This window comes from Nostoc sp. (assembly GCF_036917815.1).
Classification (GTDB): domain Bacteria; phylum Cyanobacteriota; class Cyanobacteriia; order Cyanobacteriales; family Nostocaceae; genus Nostoc.
In genome coordinates, this window is record NZ_JBALEK010000041.1 from 60,052 (window position 1) to 74,002 (window position 13,951).

The following is a 13,951-nucleotide window of genomic DNA, read 5'->3' on the forward strand; positions in this document are numbered from 1 at the left end:
ATACTAAATCTGGAAATCTTAATGATTTAGCTGTATGCTTAGCACCCTTGTCAATATTGCCGGATATCGCATCAGCGAAGAACTCTACAATGGTTCCAGAACTCTGGTTTATCGAGGGTATCGAGAAATCGACTCATTACCTGTAGTGATTAAATTGCTGAAAAATCCTTATCCCAATTTCAGCGAACTGGTGCAATTTCGCAATCAGTACACCATTGCCAAAAATCTCAACTCACCTCTCATTGTTCAAACCTACAGCCTGGAACCCTACCAAAATGGCTATGCGTTGGTAATGGAAGACTTTAAGGGGATTTCTCTAAAGGAGTGGGGACTTGTACTGAGCGTACCTCTCCGGGGAAGCAAGCTACGCGTAGCGTCTCCAAGAGTTGCCGAAGTAGTGAGGGGAAGGGTAGAATCTCTGATAGAGTTTTTAGAAATAGCGATCGCATTGTGCAACACCTTAGATGTACTTTACCGCGAGCGAATTATTCATAAAGATATTAAACCCGTTAATATTTTAATTAATCCTGAAACTAAACAAGTTAAATTAATTGACTTTAGTATTGCATCTTTACTACCACGAGAAACCCAAAATATCCAAAATGCCAATGCTCTAGAAGGCACACTTGCCTATCTTTCGCCAGAGCAAACTGGACGGATGAATCGGGGAATTGATTACCGCAGTGACTTCTACTCATTAGGTGTCACCTTTTATGAATTACTCACGGGACAATTACCATTTATCTCCGATGACCCGATGGAATTGGTACATTGCCACTTGGCAAAAGCTCCCATTGAAATCCATCAAATAAATCCTAATATTCCGTTAGTTCTATCTGAAATTATCAGTAAATTAATCGCTAAAAATGCCGAAGACCGCTATCAAAGTGCATTGGGAATCAAGCATGATATAGAGATTTGTCTAAGTAAATTACAAGCTACTGGAAACATTGAATATTTTACATTAGGAGAGCGAGATATTAGCAATTGCTTTACCATAAGAGAAAAACTCTATGGTCGAGAAAAAGAAGTTACTCAACTATTAGCTGCTTTTGAACAAGTCAGCACAGGTAGTACAGAAATGATGCTAGTAGCAGGTTTTTCTGGTATTGGAAAAACTGCCATTGTGAATGAAGTTCATAAACCCATTGTGAGGCAACGTGGTTACTTTATCAAAGGCAAATATGACCAGTTTCAGCGCAACATCCCCTTTAGCGCCTTTGTCCAAGCCTTTCGAGACTTAATGGGACAATTCCTTTCAGAATCAGATGCACAACTACAAACCTGGAAAACCAAGATTCTCGAAGCTGTTGGCGACAATGGACAAGTCTTAATTGATGTCATTCCATCCCTAGAGCAGATTATCGGCAAACAGCCCCCAGCCACAGAACTATCGGGAACTGCTGCCCAAAATCGCTTCAATCTGCTAATGCAGAAATTTGTGCAAATTTTCACCAGCCGAGAACATCCCTTAGTGATGTTTTTAGATGATTTGCAATGGGCAGATTCTGCATCGCTGAAATTACTGCAATTGTTGATGGATGGAACCAGATATTTATTAATCTTAGGTGCTTATCGGGATAATGAAATATCACCGACTCACCCATTCATCCTGACTGTAGATGAAATCGTCAAAGCTGGGGCAGTGGTTAATACCATTACACTGCAATCGTTAAGTTTAGTCGATCTGAATCAGTTGGTGGCAGATACGCTGAATTGCGAGTTATCCCTAGCTCAACCATTGACGGAATTGGTGTTAAAAAAAACCAAAGGTAATCCTTTTTTTGCCACCCAATTTCTGAAAGCATTGTATGAAGATGGACAGATTACTTTTGACTCCAAAAGGCGATATTGGCAGTGTGATATCGCTCAAGTCAGAGCCTTAGCACTCACTGATAATGTGGTGGAGTTTATGGCAATGCAATTGCAAAAGTTGCCGAACCAGACTCAGAATGTGTTGAAACTAGCAGCTTGTATTGGGGCACAATTTGATTTAAATACCCTGGCGATGGTTTCAGAACAATCATTAGAAGCAACGGCGGCTGATTTATGGAAAGCTTTGCAAGAAGGGCTGATTATTCCCAATACGGAAATTTATAAGTTCTTTATTCAGTCTGACACTCAATCGGTTTCTCATGCCGCAGCCAATCCGACTTATCGATTTTTACACGATCGCATCCAGCAAGCTGCCTATTCCCTGATTCCTGACGACCAAAAACAAATTACCCATCTAGAAATCGGTACACTACTAGTTCGCAACAGTAGCGAAACCCAGCGTCAGGAAAGAATTTTTGATATTGTCGGTCATTTCAACTTAGCCGCCGAGCTAATTATCGAACCTCAAGCCCAGTATGAATTTGCCACCCTCAACTTGCAGGCGGGTAAAGCTGCCAAAGCCTCCGCTGCCTTTGATGCTGCCTTCATCTTTGTTAGCAACGGCATTGACCGACTGCCAGATACCAAATGGCAAGATAACTATCCCTTGACCTTAGCACTGTATGATTTAGGTGCTGGAGTCGCTTACATATCCAACCAATTTGAGCAGACAGATCGACTAATTGCCTTAATTCTGCAAAATGCCAGAAACTTACTCGATAAAGTTAGTGCCTATGAGACCAAAATATTGGCTGACATTGCTCAAAGCCAGATGCCAGATGCTATTTCTACTGCCCTAGATGTGCTACAGCAGTTGGGCATTCAGCTTCCTAAACAACCGACTAAAATCGATGTCTTGCTGGGATTAGCGAAAACTAAGCTGATCTTGGGTAATAAAAAAACAGCACAGTTGATCGACTTGCCCAAGATGAGCAATCCCAAGGCGCTGGCTGTGATGCGAATTTTATCGAGTACGGTGTCTGCAACTTATGTCTGCGCTCCACAGTTGATGCCGCTATTTGTCTTTGAGCGGATTAATTTATCGGTTCGCTACGGGAATACAGCCCTCTCAGCCGTTGCCTACGCTTGGTATGGAATGATTCTTTGCGGTGTGCTGATTGATATTGAAGGGGGTTATGAGTTTGGACAATTGGCTTTGCAAGTGTTAGAGCGTTTTCACGCCACTGATTCCCAGGCACAAACCCTCTTCACGAACTCTACCTTTATCAGCCATTGGCGCGAACCTGTAAAAGACACCATTCCATCACTGTTAGAGGCTCACCAAACCGGGCTAGAAACGGGAGATGTCGAGTATGCAACTTGGTCGGCGGTGATCTATTCTTACAGCCACTATTGGACAGGAAAAGACTTAAGCGACACGGAACAAATAATCCGATCGCTGATGGCGACGATCGCCCCGTTGAATCAGAAAAATGGCTCAATTTACCTGCAAATCCATCATCAAGCTACCTTAAATCTTTTAGGTCATACTCACAATCCCAGCATCTTGTCGGGGGAAAGTTATCAGGTTGCCGAGGCAATTCGGATGCAACAAGCTATCAAAGATAACTCCGGGTTGTTCTTCAGCTATGTTCATCAACAATACTTACATTACTTGTTTGAGGAGTATGCTGAAGCCGTTGAAAAAGCGAATACAGCAAAACTTTACTATGATAGCTGTGTATCAACATTGTCCACAGTCGTACATTACCTTTATGACTCCCTGGCACGGTTGGCTGTTTATCCAAAGGTCTCATCTTCAGAACGTCAGCAACTCCTCAAGCACGTCAAAGGGAATCAGAAAAAACTGAAGAAATGGGCATTTCACGCTCCAAGTAATCACCAACATAAGTTTATACTAGTAGAAGCAGAACAATTTCGGATACTGAAGAAATATCCAGAGGCGATCGCTCTCTACGATCGCGCCATCGCCCTGGCCAAAGAAAATCAATATCTCAACGAAGAAGCTTTAGCCAACGAACTCGCCGCCAAATTCTATCTCCATTGGGGCAAAGAAAAAATCGCTCAAGTCTACATGACTGAAGCTTATTATTGTTACACCCGTTGGGGAGCAAAAGCCAAAGCGGTTGATTTAGAAACCCGCTATCCCCAACTCCTCGTCACAATTTTGCAAAAACAGCAACCATCTTTCACATCTACAGAAACGATGATTCCGATCTCCTCTAACACCCTCCAAAATTTCACCATTAGTAATAATAGCCTCTCAGAAGCCCTCGATCTGGCAACTATTCTCAAAGCTTCTCAATCACTCTCTAGTGAAATTGAGTTGGAGAAATTACTGTCCACCCTACTTCAGGTGATACTCGAAAGTGCGGGTGCTGATAAATGTGCGTTGCTGATGCCAAAAAGCGATGTCTACGACGGGCTACGCCTACGCTGGGTAATTGAGGCACTTTCCCAGATCGAACAGCCTGCTGTTGTCTTGCGATCGCTAGCTTTTGATGATGGTCAAACAGTACCTGTCACCCTAATCAATCGGGTCAAAAATACTCTCACCTTGGCTGTGATTGAGAATGCAGTCATCGATTCAACCCTAGCGGCTGACCCTTATATAATTCGCCATTCACCCAAGAGTATTCTCTGTGCGCCAATTCTCAACCAAGGCAAATTGATTGGTATTTTATACCTAGAAAATAGCCTGACAGTAGGAGTATTCACCCGCGATCGCCTAGAAATTTTGCATCTATTAATGTCCCAAGTAGCAATCTCCTTAGAGAATGCTTGTTTGTATATGGAACTAGAAAACAGAGTTAGCGATCGCACCCAAGCATTAAACCAAAAAAATGACCAATTGCAAACGACCTTAAAAGAATTACATCGCACTCAGGCACAGATGGTGCAAAGTGAAAAAATGTCGGCTTTGGGACAACTAGTAGCAGGAATTGCCCACGAAATTAACAACCCGATTAGTTTTATTCATGGAAACATAAATCACCTTGAGCAACACACAAAAGATTTATTGCACTTATTAAACACCTATCAATCTCACTATCCTCATCCACCTGAATCCCTGCAAACAGAACTAGAAACTGTAGATTTTAACTTCTTAAAAGAGGATTTACATAACATCCTGAAATCGATGAAAGTAGGTTCGGAACGGATTCGGCAAATTATTCTATTGTTACGTAACTTTTCGCGCTTGGATGAATCAGAATACAAGGCGGTGAATCTCCATGAAGGCATTGATAACACCTTAATGATTTTGCAACATCGACTCAATGCCCATGCAGAACGTCCGGCGATTGAAATCGTCAAGCAATATGGCGATCTGCCGTTGGTAGAATGCTACGCTAGAGAAATGAACCAGGTGTTTATGAATCTGATTCTGAATGCCATCGATGCTTTAGAAGATGCAGTACTTAATAAAAAAACAACTGATAATCCGATAATTCGCATTGTCACTGAATGCACAGATCACAACACGGTAATAGTTCGCTTTGTTGATAACGGTTCGGGAATTACACCACAGGTGCAGCAGAAAATCTTTGACCCATTTTTTACTACTAAGCCGGTAGGAAGTGGTACAGGCTTAGGGCTATCTATTAGCTATGAGATTGTCGTAGATAAACACAAAGGTCAGTTAACCTGTGATAGCATCCCAAATAAAGGAACTGAATTTATTATTGAGATTCCAATCTGACCAGATGTTTGAAGGCATCGACGCAAAGACGCGATTTATCGCGTCTCTTGCCTTAACCGAACCGTATTGAAACAGCAGTTGTCAACGAAGTTCATAAACATTTATTTACTACGAAAGCTGTTGGTAAAGGCACAGGTTTAGGATCTGACTTTTCACGTTATGTGGAAAAGCCACGAAACAACTAACCCCCTAACCCCCAACTCGTCGCGGGAAGGGGGAAAATTCAAAGTCTCTCTCCTCTTAGGCTACGGTGTACACACAAGTCTTATAACGTAGCCCCACAACGTTTTGATCCCCCCTAATATCATGTCCGCATAATTTAGTTATGCTAACCACAGTCATTACACCCTTTATTCTTTCTTGTTAAGCAGGCAAATTAGCAGCACTCTGGATATTTTCTAATATTAAATCAGGGCTACTACGTTTAATCAAGCCAGTTAGAACTTTACCAGGGCCAACTTCCACTACTCGCTCGATACCATTGGCTGGTAATTGCAGAGAAATTTCTCGCCATCTTACAGAACCCGTCATTTGTTTGTTTAGACGTTGCTTTAAAATTTCGGCATCAATAGACGGAATTGGTTCGACATTAGACAACACCGGCACAATCGCGGGCTGAAATTCCACAGATTCTAAAATCTCTTGGAATTGTGCCGCCGCCGGTGCTAGGAAATGTGAGTGAAATGCTCCAGAAACTTTTAGGGGAATAGCACGCTTTGGTTTAACTTGAGTTATCACCGCTTGTACAGCCTCAGTCGAACCTGAAATTACCACCTGAACCGAACTATTATCATTTGCTATGACCACATCAGGCGTTTGGGCAATGACTTTTTCTAACTGTTCGCGGTCAAAGTTCATCAAAGCTGCCATCATCCCACCGACGGCACTATCCATGAGTTCAGCACGACGCTTTACTAGATATAAACCAGCCGACCACTCAAAGACACCCGCAATGTAAAGAGCAGTATATTCTCCCAAACTGTGACCAGCAAGTAAATCTGGCTGGTGTCCACGTTCTAGAAGCAGGTCAGCAAGAATGCTTTCTACCACATAAAGACTCGGCTGGGTATAGAGCGTTTTTGATAACTTTTCTTCTTCGCTTTGACAAATTTCAGTTACGGACCAGCCCAAAATTTCCTCAGCTTGGGCCAGCTTATCTTTAGCGGACGGTATATCTAATAAATCCATTCCCATTCCCAGTGTTTGGGAACCTTGTCCGGGAAACACCCATGCAGTTTTAGTCATTGGTCATTAGTCATTGGTCATTGGTCATTGGTCATTGGTCATTGGTCATTGGTCATTGGTCATTGGTCATTAACAAAGGACAAATGACAAATGACTAAATATTCACCTTCCCCATTTAAAAATTGCCGCGCCCCAGGTAAGGCCAGCACCAAAGCCGGATGCAGCAACGATGTCATTGGGTTTAATTTTACCTTGCCGTACTGCTTCATCTAAAGCTAAGGGGATAGAAGCAGCTGAGGTATTGCCATACTGGGCAAGATTACTGATAACTTTATGTTCTGGGATGTTCAGGCGTTGGGCGACGGCATCAATAATCCGTTGATTGGCTTGATGCAACAGTAACCAATCTATTTGGTCAACACTGAGGTTAGCTTGAAATAAAGCTTTATCAATGATTTCTGGCACTTTTTGGACTGCAAAGCGGTAGACTTCTTTGCCGTTCATGGTAATCGGTTGATAAGTGCCTTTAGTGATATTTACACCGGGGAGCAGTTCTTGGGAAGCGCCTGTGTATGCAAGATTGAGGTGATGGTTTTGAGTACCATCACTTTTAAGGGCAAATCCCAATAAGCGATCGCTTTTGGCAGCCTGTAATACTACTGCCCCTGCACCATCACCGAACAGTACACAAGTGCCCCGATCCTGCCAATCTACCCAGCGAGAGAGGATATCTGCCCCGATCAAAAGTACATTTTTGTAGACACCTGTTCTAATGTATTGGGCTGCTGTAACCAGACCAAACACAAAGCCAGAGCAGGCAGCAGTCAAGTCAAAGGCTACTGCGTTGGTGGCTCCCAATTGTGCCTGTACTTGACAAGCACTACCAAACAAATCGTCAGGGGTGGAAGTCGCTAGCAGAATTAGGTCTAGGTCTTCTGGTTTAATTCCCGCAGCTGCCATCGCCTGACTGCTGGCGGCAGTAGCGAGTACACTCAAGGACTCAGATGGCAATGCTAATCGCCGTTGACGGATTCCCGTTCTTGTGCTAATCCACTCGTCTGATGTTTCAACTAGTTCACTCAATGTCTGGTTATGTAAGGAAGTTGCTGGTACTGCCGAGCCACTTCCGGTAATTGCTACGCCTAAGTTTTGCACTCCTAATCTCCCAAGCTATCAGCTTTTTGTCCTTTGTCCAATTGTCAGTTGTCCTTTACAAATGACAATTGGACAAAGGACTAATGACCAATGACCAATGACTAACCGCCCTCGCGCTCAAGAATATACTGGGACTGAATTCGTTGTATTACCTGGCTATCAACAGCTTCTTTGGCCATACGAATTGCATTAAAAACTGAAGGAGCTTGGGAGCTACCGTGACCGATCAAACAGACTCCTGCCACACCTAAGAGCAATGCACCACCATGTTCTGCGTGATCCATCCTTTGCTTAATCCGCTTCAGATTTGGTTTTAAGAGTGCTGAACCAATTTGACCGTGCAATCCTTGGGGTAATTCTTCCCGCAGAATTTGCAGAATCACTTCTCCGACAGCTTCGGCAAATTTTAATAATACATTGCCCACAAAACCGTCACAGACAATTACATCAAAGCGACCAGAAAGCACATCACGCCCTTCGGCATTACCAATAAAATTAATTTGGGAATTTTCGCGGAGCATTTGGTGGGCGCGAACGGCTGCGTCATTGCCCTTAGAGTCTTCTTCACCGATATTTAGCAAACCAACCTTGGGTTCAGTTGTACCCAAGACATACTGACTGTAAGCCGATCCCATAACGCCAAACTGTTCTAAAAACTTGGGACGGCAATCTACATTAGCGCCGACATCAAGTACCAGCACTGGCTTACCAGCAATAATTGTGGGAAAAACTGTCCCGATGGCTGGGCGTTCAATTCCCGGCAATCGTCCTAAGCGGAGCAAAGCGGATGCCATTGCTGCCCCAGAGTGTCCGGCAGAAAATACAGCATCAGCTTGCTGCTGCTTGACTAAATCCATCGCCACATTGATGGAAGCCTTGCGTTTGCGTCTAACTGCATTTAAAGGCTCCTCATCCATTGCGATCGCTTCCTCAGCAGGAATGATCTCTACCTGCCCTAAATTTGTTTTTGGCGGCAAGGCAGCTTCTATTTGTTGGGGATCACCAACCAGTAATACATCTACACCCAATTCTTCCCTTGCTCGCAATGCGCCAGCAACGATTTCACCGGGTGCGCGATCCCCACCCATTGCGTCAATTGCGATCCTTACGCGAGTCGATCCCATTGCTCACAGCTTCTAGAAACCTTACAAATTCTACCAGATGGCTTTGCCAAAAAAGCTTAACTTTCTGACCGCCAAATTACTTCTGTTATTATTGCAACAGTTTTGCTGGCAAGCTCAACATAGCACGAATTTTTTGGTATTGGGCATGGGGCATGGGGCATGGTTATTCTCCTTGTCCCCATGTCCCCCCCAGTTTTTAATTCTTCAACTTTGAATTTTGAATTTTGAATTTTGAATTGATTTCTCCCTATTCCCCACTACCCTCTACCCAATTAACTAGCGTCCGAACGCCGTAGCCAGTTGCCCCTGCGCCGTTGTAGCCATTTTCTTTATCTGTCCACACAGGTCCTGCAATATCTATGTGCGCCCAAGGGGTTTCTTTGACGAATTGTTTGAGGAAAAGGGCAGCCGTAATCGCACCACCTGGACGCGGCCCTGTATTTTTCATGTCCGCGATCCCAGACTTTAGCCCTTCAAAATATTTTTCTTCCATTGGCATCCGCCAAATCTTTTCTCCTGAAGTTTCAGCCGCTTTCTGGATTTGGGAAGCGACACCATCATCGGGAGTGTACAAACCAGCAATATCTTCACCCAAGGCAATGACGTTGGCACCTGTGAGGGTGGCTAAATCAACGATCGCATCTAAGCCCAGTTTGTCGGCATACACCAAGGCGTCTGCTAGGGTCAAACGTCCTTCAGCATCAGTGTTGTTCACTTCGATTGTTTTGCCGTTTGATGCTGTGAGAACGTCTCCAGGGTGCATGGCATGACCGCTAATCATGTTTTCAGTCGCCGCCGAAATAAAGTGAACTTCAACATCTGGCTTGAGTTGAGCAATTGCTTTGGCTGCGCCCAAGATGGCAGCTGCACCGCCCATATCAATCTTCATGGTTTCGATGCCGCTACCAGCACCTTTAATGTTGAGTCCGCCGGAATCGAAGGTTACACCTTTACCAATAATTGCAAGTTTCTTTTTGGGTGTACCTTCTGGCTTATAAGTCAAGTGAATAAATTTCGGTGGCAAATCAGAAGCTTGGGCTACTCCTAAAAAAGCACCCATGCCCAACTTTTCACAGTCTTCTCGTTCCAGAATTTGCAGTTGTAAACCGTGTTCTGTAGCGATCGCTTGAGCAGTTTCGGCTAAAGTAATTGGTGTGACTGCATTGGCTGGCGCTGCTACTAACTGACGTGCCAAATTTACCCCAGAAACGATTTGATTGGCGCGGGTGATGGCGGCTTCTTGTCCGCCGAATCCGATTAAATCTACGGTTTCTATTTGTGAACCTTTATCTTCTGGTTCTGATTTAAAGCGAATGTCTTGGTAAAGTGCTAATTCCACACCTTCTGCGATCGCTTGGGCACTGGCTGCTGGATCGTTATTCCATAATGGAAAACTAAATCCCAGAATTTTGCTTTTTTGCTTTTTTCCCACTCTGGCTACAGCCGCCGCAGCGCGACGCAGAGAATCTAAGTTTAGGGTTTCTGGTTTTCCTAAACCTACTAAAATCAATTTCCGCACTGGGCTACCAGCATTTACACGGGTGAAAATAGCGCTGTTGACTTTACCTTTAAATTCTTCTTCGGCAATCAGTTCTTTTAAGACTCCAGAAAACTTTTGATCTAAAGTCGCCAGTTCTCCGGTTAACTCTACTGCATCTTCAAATAATCCAATTGCCAAACTATCGCCTGCCCACTCTAGCAAAGGCTGATCACTAGGTTGAATTTTCATTTTGGGATTTTGTGTAAATATTCCTTCCTGTACCAGTATTGCTCAAAATTCTGGTTTCATGGTGAGGGGAGTGGGGAAGCAGATATATTCACTTCTTCTAATGGAGAGTTGTCTTCTTTAGCTGATGTGCCAATAACATATTCAGGGTAGGCTGGTACGACATACTTGTGTAAATAAACCTTCATATTCGTCTTCTTTACCGATGGGGTAGTCAATCCGAAACCATCCAGAGGAATATACTGAGAACTATAAGTACATCATCTACTGATACGGAGAAAGAAATTGAGTTAATTACTCTTGTATTACACGGACTTGTAAGGTAAGTCTGTACTTAGAAATTACTCGCATTTATAACAAATAGGAAGGACTAAAAATGTTCATTTAAGAGATATTCTCGCGGAGGTTTTGACTTGTTATTAGAGTTTTTTGCAAGTCTTTAACCACATTTTTATAATATCAAAAATCCTGATATTCTTACAGACATGAATGAATGTTAACTTTCTGGGTAAACTCATAAATTTGACTAATTGTTTATTTATTACTGCTCAAATCCTGGATTATCTAATATAGCTTTTTATCAGGAGTTCACATGAAGTTAATCTCGCCACATCAGACATAAAAACTGCATTTTTTAGAATATCAATACTTCCCAACATTTAGATAAAAACATTCAGAATGTGATTATTTTTATATACAACAAATCAATGACTTATTACTTTTTATGTTTACAGCCCGATCAATATCGCCACACTTTCGTCATGATTTTGTCATATTTTCGTCAATTGGATATGCAAGTATTACCTACAATGCGTTTATTGATTTTTCTCAGGTGACATTACCTGCCTTTTACCGATCATTAAGTTATCCTCATTACCTCACTACGTATTCCAGGGGCTTTATTAATTAATTTCCCATGAATATATCGTTTTACCCTGCTAACCCGTCTATAACACAGAGTTTTGAAAGGCTTTATTTATCGAAATCAGCACAATTAAAACGAAACTGTTGCTTCCATTAATAGTCTGTGGGATAATCCAGAACTGATAATAGTGAAATTACCGAAGTGATTAAGTCATATTCAAGAGTTTTTGCTTTTCTATAATACAAGCCAATGAATCAACGGATTATTTGCCTCCAGAGAAAAAGCTAAATGAAGCCAAGGCATTTCCAAAGGAAGAAACTATAAACCTGGTAGAATCAAGTTTAGTTTGTGAGTTTATTCAATCAAGTATTATGGACATACAAAATAATCGCTTTAGACCGATTGGTTTCGCTTTTATTCCCCTTGTGGCTTTAGTCATATTTGCGGTATTTTTTGTAGTGAGAAAGATCCAAATAAAACTACTTTGGAATACTGTCGAAGTTGCTCAAGAACAAAAAGACAGTACAGCAAGAATTGAAGCGCTGGAAAAGCTGGTTAAGACTGATAACACTCTGAATAATATTCCATCGAATAATGTCGATTTCTCTAGTGTCAACCTTGAAGATGCCGACCTTGAAGATACCGACCTTAAGAGTGCCGACCTCAAAGGAACTAAGCTAGAACGTGCCACTCTTAAAGATGCCGACCTCAAGAGTGCAGACCTAAGCAGTGCCGACCTCAAGAGTGCCAACCTAACCAATGCCGACCTAACGAGTGCCAATCTCAGCAATGCCAACCTCAGCAATGCCAATCTCAGTAGTGCCAATCTAACCAGTGTCAATCTCAGAGATGCCCACCTTCAAGGTGCTAACCTCAGCAGTACCAATTTCAGTAGTGCTAGCCTTCAAGGTGCTAACCTTCAAGGTGCTAACCTTGAAGGTGTCAACATCAAGAGTGCCAACCTTGAATATACCAAACTTCAAGATGCCAACCTTGAAAATGCCGATCTCAAGAGTACAAATCTTCAAGGTGCCAATCTTCAAGATGCCAATCTTCAATATGCCAACCTTCAAGGTGCCCAAAACCTAACTCTTCAAAAGCTCAAAGCAGCTAAAAATTGGGAGAGAGCTTGTTACGACCCAGAATTTCGCAAACAACTAGGCTTACCTCCAGCAAATCACAGCCAATGCTGACCAATTTTCTTGTGCAGTTGAAATTGTGTCTGAAGAGCGAAGCTTTCGAGTTTATTTAGCAAAGTATTATGGAAATCAAAAATAATCGCTCTAGCTCAATTGGTTTTGCTTCTATTATCCTCGTGGCTTTAGTAATATTTGTGGGAAATGTTATATATAAAAAGATAGAAATAAAACAACTTTTGGATACTGTTGAAGCTCTTCAAGGACAAAAAGACAGTACGGAAAGAATTAAAGCATTGGAAAAACTGGTTAAGGCTGGCAACATCCTGAATAATATTTCATTGAATGATACCAACCTTGAAGGTGCCAACCTCAAGAGTGCCAATCTCTCCAGTGCCGATCTTGAAGATAGCAACCTCAAGAGTGCCAACCTCAAGAGTGCCGAGCTAATCAGTGCCAAGCTCAAACGTGCCAACCTCAAGAGTGCCAACCTCAAGAGTGCCAATCTCTCCAGTGCCGAGCTAATCAGTGCCAACCTCAGCAATGCCAACCTTGAAGATGTCAATCTCTCCAGTGCCGACCTTAAGAGTGCCGACCTCAAGAGTGCTAACCTTGAAGATGCTGACCTCGAACGCGCCAACTTTGAACAGGCCGACCTCGAGCGTGCCAACCTCAAGAGTGTTGACCTCAAACAAAGTACCCAAATGGAAGATGCCGACTTATTTGATGTCAATTTTGTGGGTGCAAATCTCTCCAGCGCCAATTTTCAAAGTGCCAACTTTCAAAGTGCCAACTTTCAAAGTGCCAAGCTCTCCAACGCCAACTTTCAAAGTGCCAATCTCTCCAACGCCAACTTTAAAGGTGCCAAGCTCTCCAACGCCAACCTTGAAAATGCCGACCTTGAAAATGCCAACCTTGAAAATGCCAACCTTGAAAATGCCAACCTTGAAAATGCCAACCTTGAAAATGCCAACCTTGAAGGTACTAACTTTGAAAGTACTAACTTTGAAAGTGCCAAGCTCAAGGGTGCGAACCTGAAAAGCACTCGTCACTTAACTCTTCAAAAGTTAAAAGCAGCCGAAAATTGGGAGGGAGCCTGCTATAGTCCAGAATTTCGCAAACAACTGGGCTTGCCTTTAGAAAATCCCAACCAATGCTGAGTAATTAAGTTATACCAATTTAATGTGAAGTTGCACATATCTTGATCCCCCTAAATCCCCCGAT

Annotated in this window: 8 protein-coding genes; 3 read left to right on the forward strand and 5 right to left on the reverse strand. The window is 42.8% G+C overall.

Features of this window, described 5'->3' with window-relative positions; all coding sequences use genetic code 11:
- The first annotated feature begins 34 nt into the window (after window positions 1-34).
- Complete coding sequence (locus V7K97_RS11225; protein ID WP_334800989.1) at window positions 35-5,536, forward strand: trifunctional serine/threonine-protein kinase/ATP-binding protein/sensor histidine kinase; 5,502 nt, start codon at window positions 35-37, stop codon at window positions 5,534-5,536.
- Window positions 5,537-5,899: 363 nt separating this feature from the next.
- Here the strand turns inward: V7K97_RS11225 and fabD are convergent, their stop codons facing one another.
- From fabD to V7K97_RS11250, 5 genes are all read right to left on the reverse strand, one after another.
- Window positions 5,900-6,781 carry an ACP S-malonyltransferase gene (fabD, locus tag V7K97_RS11230; RefSeq protein WP_334800990.1) on the reverse strand — a complete coding sequence of 294 codons (882 nt, stop codon included), beginning with the start codon at window positions 6,779-6,781 and terminating at the stop codon, window positions 5,900-5,902.
- Between the two features lie 102 nt (window positions 6,782-6,883).
- On the reverse strand, window positions 6,884-7,876 hold the full coding sequence (locus tag V7K97_RS11235) for a beta-ketoacyl-ACP synthase 3 (protein ID WP_334800991.1): 993 nt from the start codon (window positions 7,874-7,876) through the stop codon (window positions 6,884-6,886).
- A gap of 101 nt (window positions 7,877-7,977) precedes the next feature.
- Window positions 7,978-9,000 carry a phosphate acyltransferase PlsX gene (gene plsX / locus V7K97_RS11240; RefSeq protein WP_334800992.1) on the reverse strand — a complete coding sequence of 341 codons (1,023 nt, stop codon included), beginning with the start codon at window positions 8,998-9,000 and terminating at the stop codon, window positions 7,978-7,980.
- Window positions 9,001-9,247: 247 nt separating this feature from the next.
- Window positions 9,248-10,729: a leucyl aminopeptidase gene (locus tag V7K97_RS11245; protein WP_334800993.1), complete on the reverse strand. Its 1,482-nt coding sequence runs from the start codon at window positions 10,727-10,729 to the stop codon at window positions 9,248-9,250.
- A gap of 56 nt (window positions 10,730-10,785) precedes the next feature.
- Window positions 10,786-10,914, reverse strand: coding sequence for a hypothetical protein (locus V7K97_RS11250; RefSeq protein WP_334800994.1), 129 nt, complete (start codon window positions 10,912-10,914; stop codon window positions 10,786-10,788).
- 1,048 nt (window positions 10,915-11,962) lie between these two features.
- On the opposite strand from V7K97_RS11250, the gene V7K97_RS11255 reads away from it, so the two are divergent.
- Window positions 11,963-12,784 (forward strand): pentapeptide repeat-containing protein, encoded by an 822-nt coding sequence (locus V7K97_RS11255; protein ID WP_334800995.1) that lies wholly within the window; start codon window positions 11,963-11,965, stop codon window positions 12,782-12,784.
- Window positions 12,785-12,966: 182 nt separating this feature from the next.
- Window positions 12,967-13,887: a pentapeptide repeat-containing protein gene (locus tag V7K97_RS11260; RefSeq protein ID WP_334800996.1), complete on the forward strand. Its 921-nt coding sequence runs from the start codon at window positions 12,967-12,969 to the stop codon at window positions 13,885-13,887.
- Window positions 13,888-13,951 lie beyond the last annotated feature (64 nt).

Excerpts from the sequence above, each read along its gene's own strand:
- V7K97_RS11225 (WP_334800989.1), top strand. The coding sequence starts at position 35 with ATGCTTAGCACCCTTGTCAATATTGCCGGATATCGCATCAGCGAAGAA.
- fabD (WP_334800990.1), bottom strand. The coding sequence starts at position 6,781 with ATGACTAAAACTGCATGGGTGTTTCCCGGACAAGGTTCCCAAACACTG.
- plsX (WP_334800992.1), bottom strand. The coding sequence starts at position 9,000 with ATGGGATCGACTCGCGTAAGGATCGCAATTGACGCAATGGGTGGGGAT.
- V7K97_RS11245 (WP_334800993.1), bottom strand. The coding sequence starts at position 10,729 with ATGAAAATTCAACCTAGTGATCAGCCTTTGCTAGAGTGGGCAGGCGAT.
- V7K97_RS11250 (WP_334800994.1), bottom strand. The coding sequence starts at position 10,914 with ATGAAGGTTTATTTACACAAGTATGTCGTACCAGCCTACCCTGAATAT.
- V7K97_RS11255 (WP_334800995.1), top strand. The coding sequence starts at position 11,963 with ATGGACATACAAAATAATCGCTTTAGACCGATTGGTTTCGCTTTTATT.